This window comes from Geodermatophilus sp. URMC 62, assembly GCF_052931475.1.
Genome location: NZ_JBRFHY010000001.1, coordinates 2,353,211 through 2,373,930 on the forward strand (window position 1 = coordinate 2,353,211; position 20,720 = coordinate 2,373,930).

At 75.5% G+C, this 20,720-nt stretch carries 20 protein-coding genes; 12 read left to right on the plus strand and 8 right to left on the minus strand.

What is annotated here, in order from left to right; all coding sequences use genetic code 11:
• Nucleotides 1-285: 285 nt before the first annotated feature.
• Nucleotides 286-2,829, plus strand: coding sequence for an ATP-dependent Clp protease ATP-binding subunit (locus ACU616_RS11310; RefSeq protein WP_446758557.1), 2,544 nt, complete (start codon nucleotides 286-288; stop codon nucleotides 2,827-2,829).
• Nucleotides 2,830-3,027: 198 nt separating this feature from the next.
• Nucleotides 3,028-3,234, plus strand: a complete 207-nt coding sequence (locus tag ACU616_RS11315; protein ID WP_446758558.1) for a hypothetical protein — start codon at nucleotides 3,028-3,030, stop codon at nucleotides 3,232-3,234.
• 3 nt (nucleotides 3,235-3,237) lie between these two features.
• On the opposite strand, the gene ACU616_RS11320 is transcribed toward ACU616_RS11315, so the two are convergent.
• The gene (locus ACU616_RS11320) at nucleotides 3,238-4,140 is read right to left on the minus strand and encodes an A/G-specific adenine glycosylase (RefSeq protein WP_446758559.1); all 903 of its coding nucleotides are present in this window, start codon (nucleotides 4,138-4,140) and stop codon (nucleotides 3,238-3,240) included.
• 77 nt (nucleotides 4,141-4,217) lie between these two features.
• On the opposite strand from ACU616_RS11320, the gene ACU616_RS11325 reads away from it, so the two are divergent.
• Nucleotides 4,218-4,901, plus strand: coding sequence for a MucR family transcriptional regulator (locus ACU616_RS11325; RefSeq protein WP_446758560.1), 684 nt, complete (start codon nucleotides 4,218-4,220; stop codon nucleotides 4,899-4,901).
• 27 nt (nucleotides 4,902-4,928) lie between these two features.
• Here the strand turns inward: ACU616_RS11325 and disA are convergent, their stop codons facing one another.
• The 3 genes from disA to ACU616_RS11340 all read right to left on the minus strand — a co-directional run bounded on the left by disA (nucleotide 4,929) and on the right by ACU616_RS11340 (nucleotide 8,324).
• Nucleotides 4,929-6,017 carry a DNA integrity scanning diadenylate cyclase DisA gene (disA, locus tag ACU616_RS11330; RefSeq protein ID WP_446758561.1) on the minus strand — a complete coding sequence of 363 codons (1,089 nt, stop codon included), beginning with the start codon at nucleotides 6,015-6,017 and terminating at the stop codon, nucleotides 4,929-4,931.
• A 131-nt stretch (nucleotides 6,018-6,148) separates the two neighbouring features.
• On the minus strand, nucleotides 6,149-7,522 hold the full coding sequence (gene radA / locus ACU616_RS11335) for a DNA repair protein RadA (protein WP_446758562.1): 1,374 nt from the start codon (nucleotides 7,520-7,522) through the stop codon (nucleotides 6,149-6,151).
• An 88-nt stretch (nucleotides 7,523-7,610) separates the two neighbouring features.
• Nucleotides 7,611-8,324: a hypothetical protein gene (locus ACU616_RS11340; RefSeq protein ID WP_446758563.1), complete on the minus strand. Its 714-nt coding sequence runs from the start codon at nucleotides 8,322-8,324 to the stop codon at nucleotides 7,611-7,613.
• A gap of 106 nt (nucleotides 8,325-8,430) precedes the next feature.
• Between ACU616_RS11340 and ACU616_RS11345 the strand changes: the two genes are divergently transcribed.
• The 3 genes from ACU616_RS11345 to ACU616_RS11355 all read left to right on the plus strand — a co-directional run bounded on the left by ACU616_RS11345 (nucleotide 8,431) and on the right by ACU616_RS11355 (nucleotide 11,690).
• A complete protein-coding gene (locus ACU616_RS11345) occupies nucleotides 8,431-9,996 on the plus strand; it encodes a cryptochrome/photolyase family protein (RefSeq protein ID WP_446758564.1) in 1,566 nt (521 codons plus the stop codon).
• Nucleotides 9,997-10,086: 90 nt separating this feature from the next.
• On the plus strand, nucleotides 10,087-10,716 hold the full coding sequence (locus ACU616_RS11350; protein ID WP_446758565.1) for an RNA polymerase sigma factor: 630 nt from the start codon (nucleotides 10,087-10,089) through the stop codon (nucleotides 10,714-10,716).
• Complete coding sequence (locus ACU616_RS11355; RefSeq protein WP_446758566.1) at nucleotides 10,713-11,690, plus strand: hypothetical protein; 978 nt, start codon at nucleotides 10,713-10,715, stop codon at nucleotides 11,688-11,690. The genes ACU616_RS11350 and ACU616_RS11355 overlap by 4 nt, the downstream gene beginning before the upstream one ends.
• Before the next feature lie 18 nt (nucleotides 11,691-11,708).
• Here ACU616_RS11355 and ACU616_RS11360 read toward each other — a convergent pair whose 3' ends face one another.
• Nucleotides 11,709-12,554 carry a UbiA family prenyltransferase gene (locus ACU616_RS11360; protein ID WP_446758567.1) on the minus strand — a complete coding sequence of 282 codons (846 nt, stop codon included), beginning with the start codon at nucleotides 12,552-12,554 and terminating at the stop codon, nucleotides 11,709-11,711.
• Nucleotides 12,555-12,684: 130 nt separating this feature from the next.
• On the opposite strand from ACU616_RS11360, the gene ACU616_RS11365 reads away from it, so the two are divergent.
• From ACU616_RS11365 to ACU616_RS11390, 6 genes are all read left to right on the plus strand, one after another.
• Complete coding sequence (locus tag ACU616_RS11365) at nucleotides 12,685-13,167, plus strand: CarD family transcriptional regulator (protein WP_091373028.1); 483 nt, start codon at nucleotides 12,685-12,687, stop codon at nucleotides 13,165-13,167.
• Between the two features lie 38 nt (nucleotides 13,168-13,205).
• Nucleotides 13,206-13,868, plus strand: a complete 663-nt coding sequence (gene ispD / locus ACU616_RS11370; RefSeq protein WP_446758568.1) for a 2-C-methyl-D-erythritol 4-phosphate cytidylyltransferase — start codon at nucleotides 13,206-13,208, stop codon at nucleotides 13,866-13,868.
• Nucleotides 13,865-14,362 carry a 2-C-methyl-D-erythritol 2,4-cyclodiphosphate synthase gene (gene ispF / locus ACU616_RS11375; protein ID WP_446758569.1) on the plus strand — a complete coding sequence of 166 codons (498 nt, stop codon included), beginning with the start codon at nucleotides 13,865-13,867 and terminating at the stop codon, nucleotides 14,360-14,362. The genes ispD and ispF overlap by 4 nt, the downstream gene beginning before the upstream one ends.
• Entirely contained in the window at nucleotides 14,359-15,759 is a 1,401-nt protein-coding gene (gene cysS / locus ACU616_RS11380) for a cysteine--tRNA ligase (RefSeq protein WP_446758570.1), read from the plus strand. The genes ispF and cysS overlap by 4 nt, the downstream gene beginning before the upstream one ends.
• A complete protein-coding gene (gene rlmB / locus ACU616_RS11385; RefSeq protein ID WP_446758571.1) occupies nucleotides 15,741-16,715 on the plus strand; it encodes a 23S rRNA (guanosine(2251)-2'-O)-methyltransferase RlmB in 975 nt (324 codons plus the stop codon). The genes cysS and rlmB overlap by 19 nt, the downstream gene beginning before the upstream one ends.
• A gap of 63 nt (nucleotides 16,716-16,778) precedes the next feature.
• On the plus strand, nucleotides 16,779-17,138 hold the full coding sequence (locus tag ACU616_RS11390) for a hypothetical protein (RefSeq protein ID WP_446758572.1): 360 nt from the start codon (nucleotides 16,779-16,781) through the stop codon (nucleotides 17,136-17,138).
• A 7-nt stretch (nucleotides 17,139-17,145) separates the two neighbouring features.
• On the opposite strand, the gene ACU616_RS11395 is transcribed toward ACU616_RS11390, so the two are convergent.
• The 3 genes from ACU616_RS11395 to ACU616_RS11405 all read right to left on the minus strand — a co-directional run bounded on the left by ACU616_RS11395 (nucleotide 17,146) and on the right by ACU616_RS11405 (nucleotide 20,644).
• Nucleotides 17,146-18,423 (minus strand): DUF445 domain-containing protein, encoded by a 1,278-nt coding sequence (locus ACU616_RS11395; protein ID WP_446758573.1) that lies wholly within the window; start codon nucleotides 18,421-18,423, stop codon nucleotides 17,146-17,148.
• 50 nt (nucleotides 18,424-18,473) lie between these two features.
• Nucleotides 18,474-19,745, minus strand: a complete 1,272-nt coding sequence (locus ACU616_RS11400) for a S1C family serine protease (RefSeq protein ID WP_446758574.1) — start codon at nucleotides 19,743-19,745, stop codon at nucleotides 18,474-18,476.
• Between the two features lie 122 nt (nucleotides 19,746-19,867).
• On the minus strand, nucleotides 19,868-20,644 hold the full coding sequence (locus tag ACU616_RS11405) for an ABC transporter permease (RefSeq protein WP_446758575.1): 777 nt from the start codon (nucleotides 20,642-20,644) through the stop codon (nucleotides 19,868-19,870).
• Nucleotides 20,645-20,720 lie beyond the last annotated feature (76 nt).

A 20,720-nucleotide genomic window follows, 5' to 3' on the forward strand; every position in this document is an offset into this window, starting at 1 on the left:
CCTTCCCGACGCCGACGGCCCGGCACCCACAGGTGCCGGGCCGTCGGCGTCGCGGCACCGCGACGCGCCGTCCGCTGTCGGCGTAACGGCACCGGAACACCGCCCGGCCACGATCGGTTGGACCGGGCAGCCACCCACCGACCCCCGGTCGTGCGCCGACGGGACGGCGTGGTCCGTGACTACAGTGGAAAGACCGGTGCCCCAGCGCGCCGACGGACGTCGGGTGCTCCTCCCCGCTCGTGGGGAGGACAGTGCCGGACCAGCCGGTCAGAGGAGAAGCAGCAGATGTTCGAACGGTTCACCGACCGAGCCCGTCGGGTGGTTGTCCTGGCCCAGGAAGAGGCCCGGATGCTCAACCACAACTACATCGGCACCGAACACATCCTCCTGGGCCTGATCCACGAGGGTGAGGGTGTCGCGGCCAAGGCCCTCGAGTCCCTCGGCATCTCGCTCGAGGGCGTCCGCCAGCAGGTCGAGGAGATCATCGGCCAGGGCCAGCAGGCCCCCTCCGGCCACATCCCGTTCACCCCGCGGGCGAAGAAGGTGCTGGAGCTGTCGCTGCGCGAGGCGCTGCAGCTCGGCCACAACTACATCGGCACCGAGCACATCCTGCTCGGCCTCATCCGCGAGGGCGAGGGCGTCGCCGCCCAGGTCCTGGTGAAGCTGGGTGCCGACCTCAACCGCGTCCGCCAGCAGGTCATCCAGCTGCTGTCGGGTTACCAGGGCAAGGAGCCGGCCGCCGCCGGCGGCCCCTCGGAGGGCACGCCGTCGACCTCGCTGGTCCTCGACCAGTTCGGCCGCAACCTGACCCAGGCCGCGCGCGACTCCAAGCTCGACCCGGTCATCGGGCGGGCCAAGGAGATCGAGCGGGTCATGCAGGTCCTCTCGCGGCGGACCAAGAACAACCCCGTCCTCATCGGCGAGCCTGGCGTCGGCAAGACCGCCGTCGTCGAGGGCCTGGCCCAGGCGATCGTCAAGGGCGAGGTCCCCGAGACGCTGAAGGACAAGCAGCTCTACACCCTCGACCTCGGCGCCCTCGTGGCCGGGTCGCGCTACCGCGGTGACTTCGAGGAGCGCCTGAAGAAGGTCCTCAAGGAGATCCGCACCCGCGGCGACATCATCCTGTTCATCGACGAGATCCACACCCTCGTCGGTGCCGGTGCCGCCGAGGGTGCGATCGACGCCGCCAGCATCCTCAAGCCGATGCTGGCCCGCGGCGAGCTGCAGACCATCGGTGCCACCACGCTCGACGAGTACCGCAAGCACCTGGAGAAGGACGCCGCGCTGGAGCGCCGCTTCCAGCCGATCCAGGTGGGCGAGCCGACGCTCACCCACACGATCGAGATCCTCAAGGGCCTGCGCGACCGGTACGAGGCGCACCACCGGATCAGCATCACCGACGGCGCCCTGGTCGCCGCCGCGACGCTGGCCGACCGCTACATCTCCGACCGCTTCCTGCCCGACAAGGCGATCGACCTGATCGACGAGGCCGGCGCCCGGATGCGGATCAAGCGGATGACCGCGCCGCCGGACCTGCGCGAGTTCGACGACCGGATCGCGACCATCCGCCGCGAGAAGGAGTCGGCGATCGACGCGCAGGACTTCGAGAAGGCCGCGTCGCTGCGCGACAAGGAGAAGACCCTCCTGGGCGAGAAGGCCGAGCGCGAGAAGGCGTGGAAGGCCGGCGACATGGACGTCGTCGCCGAGGTCGACGACGAGCAGATCGCCGAGGTGCTGGCGAACTGGACCGGCATCCCCGTCTTCAAGCTCACCGAGGAGGAGACCACCCGCCTGCTGCGCATGGAGGACGAGCTCCACAAGCGCATCATCGGGCAGGAGGAGGCCATCAAGAGCGTCTCCCAGGCGATCCGGCGCACCCGCGCGGGCCTCAAGGACCCGCGTCGCCCCGGTGGCTCGTTCATCTTCGCCGGCCCCTCGGGTGTCGGTAAGACCGAGCTGGCCAAGGCGCTCGCGCAGTTCCTCTTCGGCGAGGACGACGCGCTCATCCAGATCGACATGGGCGAGTTCCACGACCGGTTCACCGTGTCGCGACTCGTCGGTGCGCCTCCCGGTTACGTCGGTTACGACGAGGGCGGCCAGCTGACCGAGAAGGTGCGGCGCAAGCCGTTCTCGGTGGTCCTCTTCGACGAGATCGAGAAGGCGCACGCGGACGTGTTCAACACGCTCCTGCAGGTGCTGGAGGACGGCCGGCTCACCGACGGTCAGGGCCGGATCGTGGACTTCAAGAACACGATCCTGATCCTCACGACCAACCTCGGTACGCGGGACATCTCCAAGGCCGTGGGTCTGGGCTTCCAGGTCGGCAACGACGCGCAGTCGAACTACGAGCGGATGAAGCTCAAGGTCAACGAGGAGCTCAAGCAGCACTTCCGGCCGGAGTTCCTCAACCGCATCGACGACATCGTCGTGTTCCACCAGCTGACCGAGGACGAGATCATCGAGATCGTCGACCTCATGGTCGCCCGCGTGGAGGGCCAGCTGGCCAACAAGGACATGTCGCTGGAGATCACGCAGGACGCCAAGAAGCTGCTGGCGCACCGCGGGTTCGACCCGGTGCTGGGCGCCCGGCCGCTGCGCCGGACCATCCAGCGCGAGATCGAGGACGCGCTGTCGGAGAAGATCCTCTACGGCGAGCTGACCGCCGGTCAGATCATCGTGGTGGACGTGGAGGGCGAGGGCCCGACCGCGACCTTCACCTTCCGCGGCGAGGCCAAGCCGATCGACGTCCCCGACACCCCGCCGGTCGCCCTGGCGGTCGGTGACGACGAGGACGGCGACGGGCCCACCTCGCTCAAGAAGAGCCAGTGACCCGATAGCCCGACCACAGGGGCCGTCTCCCACCCCGGGAGGCGGCCCCTGTGCCGTCCCCTGCCCGGGGCGGCCACGATCAGCTGACCTGATCGTGGCGCGTCCTCCCTCACCGCCCACGGTGGGGGAGGACGCGCTGCGGTGGGGGAGGACGCGCTGCGGTGCGGGAGGACGCCACCCGGGCGGGAGGAGGTGGCCGTGGCGCGCGGTGACCACCCGAGGCGCACGCCGGTCTACGGCGGGCTGCTGATCGCCGCGGCGATGGTCGGCGCCACGCTGGTCGTGGTCGACGGCACGCGGCTGCCGACCGTCCTGCGCGCCGTCCTGCTGGTCCTCTGCGGCCTCGCGGCGCTGGCCGGGTGGCTGATGACCTTCCGCGACCTCACCCCGCGCCGGCGCCCCTGAGCCTTAGGCGGGCAGCGTGAAGCGGCCGTCGGCCAGCTGCTCGAGCAGACCGTCGGCGAGCAGGGAGTCCAGGCAGCGGGCGCGCTGTGCCGCGTCGTCCCAGGCCGCGTCCAGCGCCGCGGCGGGGACCGGGCCCTCCGCGGCGCGCAGGACGTCGAGCAGCCGGCCGCGCACCTGCCGGTCGGTGCCGGCGAAGCGCTGCACCCGACGCGGCGGCCCGTCGGCCGCCGGAGCGCCGGCCAGCCGCCAGGCGCAGCGGTCCCGGACCGGGCAGACGGCGCAGCGCGGGGTCCGGGCCACGCAGACCAGCGCCCCCAGCTCCATCGCCGCCACCGAGAAGCGCACCGCGCGGTCCCGGTCGGCCGGGGCGAGCGCCGCGACGTCGGCGAGGTCGGCGGCGCGCGCGGTCCCCGCCTCGGCCCGGCCGTGCACCAGCCGGGCCACCACCCGGCGCACGTTGGTGTCCACGACCGGCTGCGGCCGGCCGTGGCCGAAGCAGGCGACCGCCCGGGCGGTGTAGGTGCCGATCCCCGGCAGCGCCTCCAGGGCCGCCACGTCGGCCGGGACGACGCCCCCGTGCCGCTCGACCAGCGCGGCGGCGGTCTCCCGCAGCCGCAGCGCGCGGCGCGGGTAGCCGAGCTTGCCCCACGCGCGGATGACCTCGGCCGGTGAGGCGGCGGCCAGGTCCGCGGGGGTGGGCCACCGCCGCACCCACTCCCGCCACACCGGCTCGACCCGTGCGACCGGCGTCTGCTGCAGCATGACCTCGCTGACCAGCACCGCCCACGGGTCCACGCCCGGACGGCGCCACGGGAGGTCGCGCGCCGCGGTGTCGTACCAGTCGACGAGGGCGTCGCCGGCCTCTGCCGCGGCGGCGGTCGGGGGAGCTGCGACGGGGCTGTCCACGGGGGTCCAGTGTGCCTGCCCGGTGGGGCGGCGTGCCGTCCTCGGGAGGGGAGCGGGCGCGGACTACGGTCGTCGGCGTGCTGCACCCGGTCGGGCCCCTGCCGGCCGCCGTCTACTGGCGGCGGCGGCTCCTGGTGCTGGTCCTCCTGCTGGCCGTCCTGGGCGGCGGGGTGTGGCTCGGTGCGGCCCTGCTGACCGGTTCCGACAGCGAGGCCACGGCCGCCGAGGCGACGACGACGTCGACCTCCGCCGGCGCTCCCGCCCTCGACCGCGTCGTGCCGTCACTGGCCAGCGTGCAGACCCCGACGCCGCCACCCACCAGCCCCCCGACGCCGGCGACGGCCGCCCCGGCGGCCCCGGTGCAGGAGGCCGGCGCCCCCTGCCGCGACGAGGTCCTCGCCCTGGAGGTGCGCACCCCGGGCACCGTCGCGACGGGCTCGCGGCCGGTGTTCGAGCTGGTGGTGACCAACACCGCGACCGTGCCCTGCACCCGTGTGCTCGACAAGGGCCTGCAGGAGATGGTGCTGCTCGACGCGGGGGGCAACCGGCTGTGGGGCAGCAACGACTGCGTCCCCGAGGCCAGCAGCGACACCCGCACGCTCGCGCCCGGCGAGCAGGTGGTCTTCCCGCTGACCTGGAGCGGGACGACCAGCGAGCCGACGTGCACCGCGGCACGGGTGCCGGTGGGGCCGGGGCAGTACGTGCTCCGCGCCCGGCTGGACACCAAGACCAGCCCGGACGCCGTCCTGCAGATCAGCTGAGCGGCCCCTGCCGAGCAGGGCGGCCGCTCAGCTGTAGCGGTCGAGGATCGAGGTCTCGGCGAGCCGGGACAGCCCCTCGCGGATGCCGCGGGCGCGGGCCTCGCCGACGCCCTCGACGGCCAGCAGGTCCTCGATGGTGGCTGCCAGGAGCTTCTGCAGGCCGCCGAAGTGGTCGACCAGCCGGTCGATGATCCCGGCCGGCAGGCGCGGCACGCGGGCCAGCAGCCGGAAGCCCCGGGGGCTGACGGGGGAGTCCAACGCCTCGGCCGAGGTGGGCAGCCCGTAGCAGCGTGCGACGGCGGACAGGTCGAGCAGCTCGGTGGCCGACAGCGCCCGCAGGTCGGTGAGGACCTGCTCGATGCTGCGCGGCCGCCGTCCGACGCCGCCGGGCAGGTAGTCGCGGACCAGCAGCGCGCGGTCCTCCTCGACACCGGCCAGCATCTCGTCGAGCTGCAGGGCCAGCAGCCGGCCGTCGGTGCCGAGCTCGACGACGAAGCCCTCGATCTCGTCGGCGATCCGCCGCACCATCTCCAGCCGCTGGCTGACGCTCATCGCGTCGCGGACCGTGACCAGGTCCTCGATCTCCAGGGCCGACAGCGTGCTGGCCACCTCGTCGAGGCGCAGCTTGTAGCGCTCCAGCGCCGCGAGGGCCTGGTTGGCGCGGGCGAGGATCGTCGTCGGGTGCTCGAGGGTGTAGCGGCGGCCGGCCACGTAGACGCTGATGATGTGCATCGACTGGCTGACCGAGATGACCGGGAACCCGGTCTGCACGGCCACCCGCTCGGCGGTGCGGTGCCGGGTGCCCGACTCCTCGGTGGGCACCGTCGGGTCGGGCATCAGGTGCACGCCGGCCCGGACGATGCGCAGCCCGTCGGAGGAGAGGATGACCGCGCCGTCCATCTTGGCCAGCTCCCGCAGCCGGGTGGCCGACAGGGCGACGTCGAGGGCGAAGCCGCCGGTGCAGATGGACTCCACGACCCGGTCGTAGCCCAGGACGATCAGCGCTCCGGTGCGCCCGGCCAGGATCCGCTCGAGACCGTCGCGCAGCGCGGTCCCCGGGGCGATGCGGCCGAGGAGCTCGCGGAGGGCGACCTCGGAGTCCACAGCGGGGGGCACGGGCGCTCCTGACGTCGACGTGGTGCGGGAACCGAGTCTACGTGGCACGCCTCCCGGCCGGTCGCGAGGAGGGTGCGGTGGGCAACGGTCCCCGAGGACCTCCGGCGAGGCCGTCCCCGGGACGGCCGACGTCAGCCGGGGAACAGCCCGGACAGCGCCGCGCCCAGGTCGGGGACCTCCATCAGCCGCATGCCCTTGGGCGCGGGACCGGCGTCGGGCGGCACGAGGGCCAGCCGGTAGCCCTGGCGGGCGGCCTCGGCCAGCCGCCGGCCGGTGCCGCCGACCCGGCGGATCTCCCCGGAGAGCCCGACCTCACCCAGCGCGATCATGCCCTCGGGCAGCGGGGTGTCCCGCGACGCCGAGGCGATGGCCAGGGCCAGGGCCAGGTCGGCCGCGGGCTCGGCGATCTTCACCCCGCCGACCGAGGCGGCGAACACGTCGGCGTCGGCCAGCCGGACCCCGCCGCGCCGCTCGACGACGGCGTTGACCATGGCGACCCGCTGGGAGTCCAGGCCGCTGACCGCCCGCCGGGGCGAGCCGCCCCCCGCGCTGGTGGCGACCAGCGCCTGCACCTCGGCCAGCAGTGGCCGGCTGCCCTCCAGGGTGACGGTGACGCAGCTGCCGGGCACCGCGGCCGTGCGGCGGGAGACGAACAGGTGTGAGGGGTCGGGGACGCCCACGACGCCGCCGTCGCCGATCTCGAAACAGCCGATCTCGTCGGCCGGGCCGAACCGGTTCTTGGTGGCGCGCACCAGCCGCAGCGTGGAGTGGCGCTCGCCGTCGAAGGAGACGACGACGTCGACGAGGTGCTCGAGCGCCCGCGGGCCGGCGATCGCGCCGTCCTTGGTGACGTGCCCGACGAGGATGGTCGTCATCCCGCGGGACTTGGCGACGGCGGTCAGCGCGGTGGCCACCGCGCGCACCTGGGTGGCGCCGCCGTCGGTGCCGTCGACCGCGGGGGAGCGGACCGTCTGGACGCTGTCGAGGACCAGCAGCGAGGGCGCCACCTGCTCGACGTGGGCGAGCACGGCCGACAGCTCGGTCTCGGCGGCCAGGTACAGCCGGTCGTGCAGGGCGTCGATGCGCTCGGCGCGCAGCCGCACCTGGGCCGCGGACTCCTCGCCCGAGACGACCAGCGTCGGGCCGTTGCTCGCCGCGACCCGGTGGGCGACCTCGAGCAGCAGCGTGGACTTGCCCACCCCGGGCTCGCCGGCGACGAGCACCACCGCGCCGGGGACCAGGCCGCCGCCGAGCACCCGGTCGAACTCGGGGATGCCGGTGGGGACGGCGCGGGCGCCGGTCAGCTCCACCTGCGCGATGGGCCGGGCCGGGGCGGTGACCGGGCCGGCGGCGACCGAGCGCAGCGCCGGGGCGGCCGGCCCGACCTCCTGCAGGGTGCCCCAGGCCTGGCACTCGGGGCACTTGCCCATCCACTTGGCCGAGGTGAAGCCGCACTCGGTGCAGCGGTGGGCGGGGCGCGCGGCCTTCACTCCGGACGGGGGCATGCCTGGACGGTAACCGCGGGCACCGACGGTCCCGGGGAGGTCGCGGCGACCCGTCCGCGGTCAGCCGGAGGAGCGGCTCAGCGCCGCGTCACTCCCCCTCGGTGTTGGGCTCGTCGGACTCCTCCTCGGTGTCGAACGAGAAGGGCTCCCCCCGCTCGAGCTCCTCCTGGGGACCGGCCACGACCACCTGCGTGGTGATGTCGCCGGCCTGCTCGAAGCTGAACGTCAGCGTCAGGTCCTGCCCCGGGGTGAGCGGCTCGGCGAGGTCCTGCAGCGTGATCGTCGCGCCGTCCTCCCGTCCGATGTAGAGGGCGGTCTGGGCCGGGATGTCCAGGGCCAGCCGCGAGCTCGCGCTGGGGGAGGCGGTCGTCGCCGCGGCGCCGGTGGGCGTGGCGGGGGTGGCGCCCGACGTCGTCCCCGGCGTGGCGCCGGTGCTGCCGGGCGTCGGGGTGGCCGTCGGCTGGTTGCCGGCAGGGGAGGACGGGGACGGCGTGGGCCCGGTGGCCGCGACCTGCAGCCCCGAGAAGCCCTCGCCCTCGATCCCGGTCAGGGTGTCGTCCCGCTCGGAGGAGTTGACGATCGTGACGATCAGCTCGGCGTCGTCGCCCTCCTCGTACCGCCCTCCCTCGGGGTAGGCGAGCTGGACCTGGCGGAGCAGGATGTCCTCCACCTGCGCCTGGGGACCGACCTTGTCGCGGTCCTGGGTGCCGGTCTGCGAGACCTGGCCGGCGCTGCAGGCGCCGAGCGTGACCGGGCTGAGGACGAGGACACCCACGACGGTGGCGCGCAGCGCGCGGTTCACAGCGGTCGACCTCCAGGAGGACACAGGCCGGCCACCGTGAGTTCGATGGCCCGAGTCGCGCCGAGCCTAACGGTCCGCCCACGATGTCCGCCGGGAGGTGAGGCGGATGGGGCGTCCCGGATCCGGCAGCGGCGCCGAGGAGCGCGACCCTGCCCTGGCCGACTTCCCCGAGCGGTCCCCGGGCACCCGGCGGTGGACCTTCGCCGACCAGCTCGGCGCGCACTTCCTCGACGCGCCCGACCAGCCGGTGCTGCTGATCGAGTCGAAGGCCGTGTTCGCGCGCCGTCGCTTCCACCGGCAGAAGGCGCACCTGGTGCTGTCCGCGCTGCGCCACCGGGCCGCCGAGCTGGGCGAGCAGGCGCACCTGCACCAGGTCACCACGTACGCCGAGGCGCTCGACCGGTACGACGAGCCGCTGTCGGTCTGCGCGCCCACCACGTGGAGCAGCCGCGACTACGTGCTGCGCCGGCGCGGGCTGCGGGTGCTCGCCGCGCGCGGGTTCGTCAGCAGCCAGGACGAGTTCGCCCGCTGGGCCGAGGGGCGCGGCGGGCGCCGGCTGCTGATGGAGGACTTCTACCGCGACGCCCGCCGCCGGCTCGGCGTGCTCATGGACGGCGTCGAGCCGGTGGGCGGGCGGTGGAACTACGACCAGGAGAACCGCGAGCCCGCACCCCGCGACGGCCGGTCGCCGGCGCCGGAGCCGTGGTGGCCGGCCGAGGACGAGATCGACGAGCAGGTGCGCGCCGACCTCGACCGCTGGGAGGCCGACGGCGACGTCTCCTTCGTCGGGGACGACGGCCCGCGGCTGTTCCCCGTCACCCGCGAGGAGGCGCGCACCCGGCTGCACGACTTCCTCACGCAGCGGCTGGGCGTCTTCGGCCCGCACGAGGACGCGATGCTCGCCGGCGAGCGCTGGCTGGCCCACTCGCTGCTCTCCCCGGCGATGAACCTCGGGCTGCTGGACCCGCTGGAGGTGGTGCACGCCGCCGAGGACGTCGCCCGGGCACGCGCCGCCGACGGCGACCCGCTGCCGCTCAACAGCGTCGAGGGCTTCGTCCGGCAGGTCATGGGCTGGCGCGACTACATCTGGCACACCTACTGGCACTTCGGCCGGCACTACCGGCACGCCAACGCGCTCCGGGCGACCGAGCCGGTGCCGGACTGGATGGCCGAGCTCGACGACGGCGCCGTCGACGCGGCCTGCCTGTCCGACGTCCTGGGCGACCTGCGCCGCGACGGCTGGGTGCACCACATCCCGCGGCTGATGGTGCTCGGCAACTACGCCCTGCAGCGCGGCATCGACCCGCTGGCGATGACCGACTGGTTCCACCGCACCTTCGTCGACGGCTACGACTGGGTGATGGTGGCCAACGTCGTCGGCATGAGCCAGCACGCCGACGGCGGGGCACTGGCCACCAAGCCCTACGCCGCCGGCGGGGCCTACATCGACCGGATGAGCGACTACTGCGGCGGGTGCCCCTACGACCCCCGGCAACGCCTCGGGGACGACGCCTGCCCCTACACCGCCGGCTACTGGGCCTTCCTCGACCGCAACCGCGAGCGGCTGGCCGGCAACCAGCGGATGCGCCGCCCGCTGCAGGGCCTCGACCGGCTGAAGGACCTCCCGCTGGTCGTCGAGCAGGAGGCCGCCCGGGGCACCGCCGCCCCCTGAGCCCGCCGCCCGTCCGGGTGACGGGCGGTCCAGTCCGGGCCCGCTCCTGCCGATGCCACTCCCGCACAGGGGGAACGGCAGGAGGTGCGGGTGGCGAGCGGTTCGGTCCTCGACGACGTCCTCGCGGCGGCCCAGGCGGGCGCCGCGTGGGCCTTCGAGGTGCTCTACCGGGACCTGTCCCCGGCGGTCACCGGGTACCTGCGGCTGCACGGGGCGCTCGACCCCGACGACCTGGCCAGCGAGACCTTCCTCGCGGTCTTCCGCGGCCTCGGGGGCTTCACGGGGGACGAGGACGCGCTGCGCTCCTGGGTGTTCACCATCGCCCACCGCCGGCTGGTCGACGACTGGCGCCGGCGCAGCCGCCGGCCGCAACTGGCCGACGACGGTGCCGCGCCGCCGGAGACCCCCGGCGGCGACGTGGAGGACGACGTCCTGATCCGGCTGGGCACCGAGACCGTGCACCGGATGTGCGCGGGCCTCCCGGAGGACCAGCGCTCGGTCCTGCTGCTGCGCGTGCTGGCCGACCTGACCGTCGAGCAGGTCGCCGAGGTGATGGGCCGTTCGGTGGGCTCGGTCAAGGCGCTGCAGCGGCGGGGGCTGCGCCGGTTGCGCGCCGACCTCGAGCCGGCCGGCACCCCCCGGACGGGTGGGACGGATGGGACGACCGAGGAGTCGGGCGCACCCCTCCCGGCCCGCCCGGCGATGACAGGAGCGAGATGACCACTCCAGCCGACGCCCGGACCGACGAGGCGGCCTTCGCGGCCTGCCTCGCCGGCCGTCCCGTACCCGAGGGCGCCGCGCACCTGACCGCGTTCACCGACGCGGTCCGGGCCGGCGCCGCCACGCCCGGGCGGCCGAACGCGGCCCTGGCCGAGCTGCTGGCGACCGGTCTGCTCACCGACACATCGGAACCGTCCACGCGGACGGCCGGGCACCCCGCCCGGGCCTCACGGAAGAGACCCCGCATGATCCTCAGCACTCTCACCGCCAAGCTCGCCGCCGCGGGCATCGCCGCCAAGGCCGCCGCTGCGACCGGCGTCGTCGCCGTCGCCCTGACCGGCGCCGCCGCCAGCGCCGAGATGCTGCCCGGCCAGGACGACGGGACCGCCGTCGTCCAGCCTGGCGACACCGGCACCGTCGACCAGCAGCCGACCGACGAGGTCACCGTCGACGAGGTCGAGCCCGGCGCCACCGACGACACCGCGGTCACCGACGACGACACGATCGCGGGGAACGACACCGAGGAGAGCGACGGCGCCGAGGGCGGCGGCGCAGGGAGCGACGGCGCCGAGGGCGACGGCACCACGAACGACGGCGCCACGAACGACGGCGCCACCGGCGAGGAGATCGCCGAGGTGCCCGACGACGTGGTGCCCGTACCTGAGCTGACCCAGGAGGCGTGGGAGATCGGCCCGCAGCCGGGACAGTCCCACGGCGACTGGGTCAGCGAGGGCGCGCGCAACGGCTGGGTGAATGGTCAGGACGTCAGCCGCGAGGCCCACGAGCGCAACGACGCGCGGCAGACCGCCCGCAACGGCGCCGCCACCCTGGCACCGGTCGAGGCGCCTGCCGAGCAGCAGGTGACCCAGGAGGCGGCTCCTGCGCCGGCTCCGGCCCCCGTGCCCGCCGCACCCGATGGCGGCCAGGGCAATGGTGGCGGGAACGGCAACGGCAACGGCAACGGCCGCAGGTGAGCCAGGGCGGGGCCGCGCTCAGGTGAGCGCGGCCCCGCCGGCCACCAGCAGCACCACGTCCAGGACGGTCAGGACCATCACCGCCGGGAACGCCAGCCGGCGGAACCGGGCCGTCCCGGCGAGCGCGGCCACGGCGACCGCCGGCGCCGCGAGCACCAGCCCGGCCCAGCCCCACCACGCCGGTGGCCCGTCCAGGCCGAGCACCAGCACCAGCGACGCCGCGCCGAGCAGCAGCGCCCCCGCGGCCGCCGAGACCCGCGCGCCCAGCCGGTGCGGCAGCCCCCGGACCCCGGTGGCCAGGTCCTCCTCGAGGTCCGGCGCGACGTTCGCCAGGTGCGCCGCGGCGCCCAGCGCGGCACCCGCGGCCGGCAGCCACCACGGCGCCGGCGGCGCGCCGGGCGCGGCGGCCACCACCCCGGCCGGCAGCGCGCCGAACCCGGTCAGGTAGGGCAGTCCGGAGGCCGCCGTCCGCTTGAGGCCGGCGTTGTAGGCCCACCCGCTGGCCACCAGGACCAGCAGCAGCGACCCCGGGACCCAGCCGAGCAGCAGCGAGAGGACGACGGCCGCGGCGGCCGCGGCGAGCGCCGCCGTCCGCAGCACGCGCGGGTCCACCGCGCCCTGCACCACCGGCTTGTCCGCCCGCGCGACGGCGCGGTCGCGGTCGGCGTCGAGCCAGTCGTTGCTCCACCCGATGGACGCCTGACCTGCGAGGACGGCCGCACCCACGAGCGCCACCCGTCCGGCCGGCAGCTGCGCGGCCACGGCCAGCAGGATCGCGACGACGGTCACGGCGACCGCCGGCGGGGCGTGCGTGGCGCGGACGAGGGCCCCGACGGACGGCGTCCGCGAGCGGTGCGCACGCACACCGACCACGCTCTGTCAACCCCTCCCGGGTAGTTCACCAGGCCTCTGACCTGCGCTTATGAGATGACGGCTCTGTCCGGACGTCAGTCTGCCGTGCTAACCTGAGGTCAGCGAAAGGGGTCACACACACATGGGCTTCACTGTCGGCGAGACCGTCGTCTACCCGCACCACGGGGCCGCTCTCATCGAGGCGATCGAGACGCGGACCATCAAGGGTGAAGAGAAGGCCTACCTCGTGCTGAAGGTCGCCCAGGGCGACCTGACCGTGCGCGTGCCGGCCGACAACGCAGAGATCGTCGGCGTGCGCGACGTCGTGGGGCAGGACGGGCTCAACCGGGTCTTCGAGGTCCTGCGCGCCCCGCACACCGAGGAGCCGACCAACTGGTCGCGCCGCTACAAGGCCAACCTCGAGAAGCTGGCCTCCGGTGACGTGAACAAGGTGGCCGAGGTCGTCCGCGACCTGTGGCGCCGCGACAAGGACCGTGGCCTGTCCGCCGGCGAGAAGCGGATGCTGTCCAAGGCCCGCCAGATCCTGGTCAGCGAGCTCGCGCTCGCCGAGGGCACCAACGAGGACAAGGCCGAGGTCCTGCTCGACGAGGTCCTCGCCAGCTGAGCTCCGCCTCGGCACCCCGCACCACCCCGACCACTCCCGTGTCCGCTGTCGGCATCGTCGCTGCGGCCGGGAGTGGTCTGCGTCTGGGGGCCGACCGCCCCAAGGCGCTGGTCCCGCTCGCCGGCCGGCCGCTGGTCGCCTGGTCGGTGCAGACCCTGCTCGACGGCGGGGTCGACGAGGTGCTCGTCGCCGTCCCGACCGCCGACCACGATGCCTTCGCCGCCGTCCTGCCCGGCGGGGTCCGCCTCGTCGAGGGCGGCGTCACCCGCACCGCCTCGGTCCGCGCCGCCCTGGCCAGGGTCTCCGGCGAGGCGACGGCCCTCCTCGTGCACGACGCCGCCCGGCCGCTGACCCCGCCCGCCGTCGTCACCCGGGTGCTCGACGCGCTGCGGTCCGGCGCGCCCGCCGTCGTCCCGGTGCTACCGGTCGTCGACACCACGGTGGTGGTCGACGAGGCCGGCACCGTCACCGACGCCGTCCCGCGGGCGCCGCTGCGCCGGGTGCAGACCCCTCAGGGCTTCGCCCGCCGTGTGCTCGTCGAGGCCTACGACGCGCTGCCCGGCGGCGCCGAGCTCACCGACGACGCCGCCGTGGTCCGCGCCGTCGGCATCCCCGTGCGCACGGTGGCCGGCGACGAGCGCGCCGCGAAGGTGACCGTGCCGCACGACCTCGCGCTGGCCGAGCTGCTGGTGGCCCGGTGAGCGACCTGCCCCGCGTCGGCCTCGGCGTCGACGTCCACCCCGTCGAGGCCGGCCGCACGTGCTGGCTGGCCGGGCTGGCGTGGCCCGGCGCCGACGGGTGCGCCGGCCACTCCGACGGCGACGTCGCCGCGCACGCGCTCACCGACGCCGTCCTCTCCGCCGCCGGGCTCGGCGACATCGGCGGGCTGCTGGGCACCGACGACCCGCGCTGGGCCGGCGCCCGCGGCGTCGCCGTCCTCGAGCACGTCCGGGAGACCCTGGCCGCCGCCGGGTGGCGGGTCGGCAACGCCGCCGTGCAGCTGGTCGCGCCGACGCCGAAGCTCGGTCCGCGGCGGGCCGAGGCCGAGGCGGCGCTGTCGGCCGCCCTGGGCGCCCCGGTGAGCGTCACCGCCACCACCACCGACGGGCTCGGGCTGGTCGGGCGCGGGGAGGGGCGGGCGGCCGTCGCGACCGCGCTGGTGGTCCGGGCGGGGTCCGTAGACTCCGCGCGGTGAGCCTCCGCCTGTACGACACGGCCGCCCGCGCGGTCCGCGACTTCACGCCCCTGCGTGCGGGACAGGCCTCCGTGTACGTCTGCGGACTCACCCCGCAGGGCCCACCCCACGTCGGCCACGTGCGGTCCGCGCTGGTGTTCGACGTGCTGCGCCGCTGGCTGACCGCCGGTGGGCTCGAGGTCACCTACGTGCGCAACGTGACCGACATCGAGGACAAGATCCTCACCAAGGCCGCCGAGAACGGCGTCCCGTGGTGGGCCTGGGCCTACCGCTACGAGCTCGCGGTCACCCACGCCTATGACGTCCTCGGCGTGCTGCCGCCCACCTACGAGCCGCGCGCGACCGGGCACGTGCCCGACATGGTCGAGCTCATCGCGCGGCTGGTCGACCGCGGCCACGCCTACGCCGTCGACGGCGACGTCTACTTCGACGTCCGCTCGTTCCCCGAGTACGGCGCGCTCACCAACCAGCGGCTCGAGGACCTCGAGCCGGCCGCCGACACCGACACCGACGAGCGCAAGCGCGACCCCCGCGACTTCGCGCTGTGGAAGGCGCACAAGCCCGGGGAGCCCGACACCGCCGCCTGGCCGACGCCGTGGGGCCGCGGCCGGCCCGGCTGGCACATCGAGTGCTCGGCCATGGCCGGGCGCTACCTGGGCCCGGACTTCGACCTGCACGGCGGCGGGCTGGACCTGCGCTTCCCGCACCACGAGAACGAGCAGGCCCAGTCGCGCGCGGCCGGCGACGGGTTCGCGCGGTACTGGCTGCACAACGGCTGGGTGACCCTCGGCGGCGAGAAGATGAGCAAGTCGCTGGGCAACACCGCGCTGGTCGAGGAGGTGGTGCAGCGGGTGCGGCCGGTGGAGCTGCGCTACTACCTGGTGGCCCCGCACTACCGGTCGACGATCGAGTTCACCGACGCCGCCCTGGCCGAGGCGGGCGCGGCCTACCGGCGGATCGAGTCGTTCGTGCAGCGGGCCGCCGAGCGGGTGGGCGCCGAGCAGGAGGCCGACCTGCCCAAGGCCTTCCGCGACGCGATGGACGACGACCTCGGCACGCCCGCCGCCGTCGCCGTGGTGCACGAGACGGTGCGCGAGGGCAACACCGCGCTGGCCGCCGGCGACGACGCCGCCGTCGCCGCGGCGCTGGGCTCGGTGCGGGCGATGCTGGCCGTCCTGGGCCTGGACCCGCTCGACCCCCAGTGGGCCGGCGGAGGCGCGCGCGACCGGCTGGCCGAGGTGACCGACGGGCTGGTCCGGCTGGCGCTGGAGCAGCGGCAGGCGGCCCGGGCGCGCAAGGACTACGCGGCGGCCGACGCGCTGCGCGACCAGCTCACCGCCCTCGGCGTGCAGGTCGAGGACACCCCCCAGGGACCCCGATGGGAGCTGACCCGCTGATGGCCGGCAACAGCCAGCGCCGCGGCCGCACCAGCGGCGCCGGCAAGAAGACCGCCACCGCCGGCACCGGCGGCAAGAACCGCCGCTCGCTGGCCGGCCGCGGGGCCACCCCGCCGGCGGAGAAGCGCACGGGTCACCCGGCCCAGCGCCGGGCGCAGGCCGACGCCCGCCGCCGCACCGAGCGCGACCGCAGCCGGCAGCGTGCCGACGAGGCGCCGGAGCTGCTGCTGGGCCGCAACCCGGTGGTCGAGGCGCTGCGGGCGCAGATCCCCGCGACCGCGCTCTACGTCGTCACCGGCGACAGCGCCCGCACCGACGAGCGGGTCGCCGAGGCGGTGCAGCTGGCCGCCGACCGCGGCCTGCCGCTGCTGGAGGTGGGGAAGGCCGAGTTCGACCGGATGTCGAACGGCGCGCTGCACCAGGGCATCGGCCTGCAGGTCCCGCCCTACGAGTACGCGCACCCCGACGACCTGCTCGACGTCGCCCGCGACTCCGGCCGCCCGCCGCTGGTGGTGGCCATGGACGGCGTCACCGACCCGCGCAACCTCGGCGCCGTCGTCCGCTCGGCGGCCGCGTTCGCCGCGCACGGCGTCGTCGTCCCGCAGCGGCGCGCCGTCGGCATGACCGCCTCGGCGTGGCGCACCAGCGCGGGCGCGGCGGCCCGGCTGCCCGTCGCCCGTGCGGTCAACCTGGCCCGGGCGCTGGCCTCCTACCAGGACGCCGGCCTGATGACCGTGGGCCTGGCCGGGGACGGCGACACCGACCTGCACGACTTCGACGGCTTCGCCGACCCGCTGGCGCTCGTGGTCGGCGCGGAGGGCACGGGGCTGTCGCGGCTGGTCCGCGAGCGCTGCGACGTCGTCCTGCGCATCCCCATCGCCCGCGACACCGAGTCGCTCAACGTCAGCGTCGCCGCGGGCATCGCGCTCTACGCCGCGGCCGCCGCCCGGCGCTGACCGCCGCGGTCCCGCCCGCCGGACGGGTGGCGGGCACCGCGGCCGGGCTGGTTGGTTGAGCGGGTGCCCTCGCTGACCTCCCTCGTCGGGGCGGCCACGACCGCCTTCTCGGCGGCGCTGCTCGTGGCGCCCGGGGTCCTCATCGGACCCGCCCGGCTCGCCGACACCGCCGACACCCGCGCGCTGGTCCGCGCACTCGGCGCCCGGGACGCCGTCAGCGGCCTGGCCCTGGCCCTGGCGCCACCCGGCCGGCCGCGGCGCCTCGCGACCACGGCGCGGGCGCTGTGCGACTGGACCGACGCGGTCGTGTTCCCCCCGGCGCTGTCCGGCCGGGGGACAGGGGGCCTGGTCGCCGCCTCCGCCTGGGCCTGGGGCGCGCTCGCCCTCGGCGCGCTGGTCCTCGACGAGCGCGCCGGCCGCTGAGTGCCGCTCAGCCCAGCAGCTGGGCGACGGTGTAGATGACCAGGCCGGCCAGGCCGCCGACGACGGTGCCGTTGATCCGGATGAACTGCAGGTCGCGGCCCACCTGCAGCTCGATGCGGCGGCTGGTCTCCTCGGTGTCCCAGCGGGCGACCGTGGTGCCGACGACGTCGGCGAGGTCGCCGGAGAAGCGCTCGACGAGGTAGCCGGCCACGCGCACCGCCTGGCGCTGGACCCGCTCGCGCACCCGGGGGTCGGTCTGCAGCAGCCGGGCGGCGTCGCGCACCAGGTCGGCGACCCGGGCCCGCAGCTCGGAGTCGGGGTCGGCGGCAGCGCCGAGGAACGCGGTCTTGGCGTTGGTCCACAGCGACGACGACCAGGTCCGCACGGCGGGGTGCTCCAGCAGCTCCTTCTTGAACGCCTCGACGCGGGCCGCGGTGTCGGGGTCGGTGCGCAGCGCGTGCACGTAGGCGCGCAGCCGGGCGTCGTACACCCGGCGCAGCTCGTGGTGCCGGTCGTCGCCGACCTCGTCGAGGAAGGACTGGACGCCGGCGAAGACGCGGTCGAACACCCGGTCGTCGACCCAGTCGGGCACCCACGACGGTGAGGCGTCACCGAGCTGGGCCCGGAAGACGACGCGGTTGTCCTGCAGGAAGCGGGCGAGGTAGCGCAGCGCCGCCGACAGCACCTCCTGGTGGCGGTCGCCGTCGACGACCAGCTCCAGCACCCGGGCCAGGACCGGCGCGGCCGGCGTCTCGTGCAGCTTGCGGTCGACCAGCCCCGCGACGGCGTCCTGCACGTCGTCGTCGCGCAGCAGCTCGGTCAGGCCGGCCAGCGCGGCGGCGGCGTCCCCCGACAGCCGCTCGGCCCGGCCGGGCACGGCCAGGAAGGCGCCGAGCCGGCCGGGGACGTCGACGGTGGCCAGCTTGTCGTCCACGACCGCGCGGGTGAGGAAGTTCTCCTCCACGAAGGCGCCGAGGCTCGCGCCGATCTGGTCCTTCTTGCGCGGGATGATCGCCGTGTGCGGGATCGGCAGCCGCAGCGGGTGCCGGAACAGCGCGGTGACGGCGAACCAGTCGGCCAGGGCCCCGACCATGGACGCCTCGGCGGTGGCCCGCACGTAGCCGACCCAGGCGCCGGCCTCCCCACCGAGCAGCACGCACGCGAGGAAGACGACCGCGGCCGCCAGGAACAGCCCGGTCGCCAGCCGCTTCATCCGGCGCAGCCCCTCGGCGCGCTCCGGGTCGTCGAGCGAGGAGGTCAGCGGAGTGATCGGGGACGACGACACCCTCCCGAGCCTAAGAGGCCCGGGAGGGTGCCCGTCGGGTGCCGCAGTGCTCAGCGGTCGCTGCTGCCGAGGGTGACCTCGACGGTCGACGTCTGCCCGTCGCGGCGGACGGTGAGCGTGACCTCCGAGCCCGGGGCGGCGCTGCGGACGGCGGCGGTCAGTTCGGTGGAGGTGGTGACCGCCCGGTCGCCGACCGCCGTCACCACGTCACCGGGCTGCAGCCCGGCGGAGGCCGCCGCGCCGCCGGCCTGCACCTGCACGATCTGGGCGCCGGTGCCGACCTCGCTGCTGGTGTCGCTGGCCGCGGTCTGCGCCTGCACCCCGAGGACGGCGTGGGTCGCCGAGCCGTTGTCGACGATCTCCTGGGCGATCCGCTTCGCGGTGTTGCTGGGGATGGCGAAGCCGACGCCGATGTTGCCGCTCTGCGCGTCCTGGCCGGGCGCGCCCGAGGCGACCGAGGCGATGGCGGTGTTGATGCCGACCACCTCGCCGGCGGCGTTTACCAGGGCGCCGCCGGAGTTGCCCGGGTTGATCGCGGCGTCGGTCTGCAGCGCGTCGATGACGGTCGCGTCGTCCTGGCTGGAGCCGGTGGCCACCGCGCGGTCGGTCGCGCTGATGATCCCGTCGGTGACGGTGTCGGACAGGCCCAGCGGGGCGCCGATCGCGACGGCGAGGTCACCGACCTGCACGTCGTCGGAGTCGGCGAAGGTGGCCGGGGTCAGCCCGCCGGCCCCCTGCAGCTTCACCACGGCCAGGTCGGAGGTCGGGTCGGTGCCGACGACGGTGGCGTCGTAGAGCGTGCCGTCGGACGTGCGCACCTGGATGGTCGCGGCGTCGGTGCTGCTGTCGAGGGTGACCACGTGGTTGTTGGTCAGCACGTAGCCGTCGGCGGAGAGCACGACGCCCGAGCCGCTGCCGGCGCCCGAGCCGCCGGTCACGTACACGGTGACCACGCTGGGCGAGGCCTTCGCCGCCGCGGCGGTCACCGCGGTGGCCGACTCCGGGTCCTTGATGACCACGCTCTGCGCGGCGGCGGGGGCCGCCGTCCCGCTGCCGCTGCCGTCGTCGGTGAGGGCGACGACGCCGGCCCCGGCGCCGCCGCCGATGAGGGCACCGGCGAGCAGGGCCGCGACCCCGAGGCGCAGCCGGCCCCCGCGGCGCAGGGCGGGCGCGGACGGTGCCGCCGGCGGCGGCAGGGTGGCCGTCGCCGCGCCACCGGCCGGGTACCAGGCGCCGGGCGGCGCGGACGACGGCGGGGTCCACCCCGGGGTCGCACCGGTCGGCTGGTGGGCCGGGTTCGGGTACGGGGTTCCGTCGGTCACTGTCCTGCGCCTCCTCCGTGGGCGGCCGTCCGCCGCCCTGCACCGACGACGGTCCGCCGGGCGTCTGGCGGGGCCCTGGAGGATGCCTGTGAGGTCCCTGGACGGCGTCCCCGGACGGGTCGTCAGCGGGGCAGGTCGGGCAGCACCCGCCCCCGGGCGACCAGCTCGGTGACCAGCCACACCGCCGTCACCTCGGCGGCCAGCAGCCCCACGAGCACGAGCAGCTGGGCGGCGCCGGCGGCCAGCGGGCTGCCCCCGCCGAGCAGCACGCCGACGAACGCGCCGGGCAGGGTGACCAGGCCCACGGTGCGGGTCTGGTCCAGGGGCGGCACGAGGGCGGTGGCGGCGGCCGGGCGGGCGATCTCCAGGACGGCGTCGCGGGGGAGCAGCCCCAGCGCGAGAGCCGCCTCGACCTCGCCGCGCCGGGTGGCCAGCTCCTCGCGCAGCCGCCGTCCGGCCAGCGACGTCGCCGTCATCGCCCCGCCGACCAGGATGCCGGCCACCGGGATCACCGCCTCCCCGCGCAGCGGCACCGTCCCGCTGGCCAGCACCAGCGCCACGACCGGCGCGGCACCGCCGACCACCGCCAGCCCCGACGACAGCACGCGGCGCGGGGCGCCGGGGGAGCGCAGCGGCCGGCCGCTGACCCGCCCGGCCGCGGTGAGCGCCGCGACGGTGACCATGAGGAGCACGAACGCCGTCGACAGCCACAGCGAGCCGACGACGAGCAGCAGCACCGCCGAGACCACGCCCAGCTGCACGGTGGCCCGCAGGGCCGCGACGACGACCGGCCGCTCCTGGCCGAGGCCGGAGAGCCGGCCGGCCGCCGCGGCCAGCGCGGTGAGCAGCACCAGGACCACGGCGAGGGACGGGCCGAGGTCGACGACGGAGGTGCCCACGGCCGCCGATCCTGCCGTGCGCGACCGAACGGTCCGACACGCCCGGACACGGTGTGCGATCGAGGGGTCGCTGGGT

Excerpts from the sequence above, each read along its gene's own strand:
- ACU616_RS11355 (WP_446758566.1), top strand. The coding sequence starts at position 10,713 with ATGACCACTCCAGCCGACGCCCGGACCGACGAGGCGGCCTTCGCGGCC.
- rlmB (WP_446758571.1), top strand. The coding sequence starts at position 15,741 with ATGGGAGCTGACCCGCTGATGGCCGGCAACAGCCAGCGCCGCGGCCGC.
- ACU616_RS11365 (WP_091373028.1), top strand. The coding sequence starts at position 12,685 with ATGGGCTTCACTGTCGGCGAGACCGTCGTCTACCCGCACCACGGGGCC.
- ACU616_RS11310 (WP_446758557.1), top strand. The coding sequence starts at position 286 with ATGTTCGAACGGTTCACCGACCGAGCCCGTCGGGTGGTTGTCCTGGCC.
- radA (WP_446758562.1), bottom strand. The coding sequence starts at position 7,522 with ATGCCCCCGTCCGGAGTGAAGGCCGCGCGCCCCGCCCACCGCTGCACC.
- ACU616_RS11345 (WP_446758564.1), top strand. The coding sequence starts at position 8,431 with ATGGGGCGTCCCGGATCCGGCAGCGGCGCCGAGGAGCGCGACCCTGCC.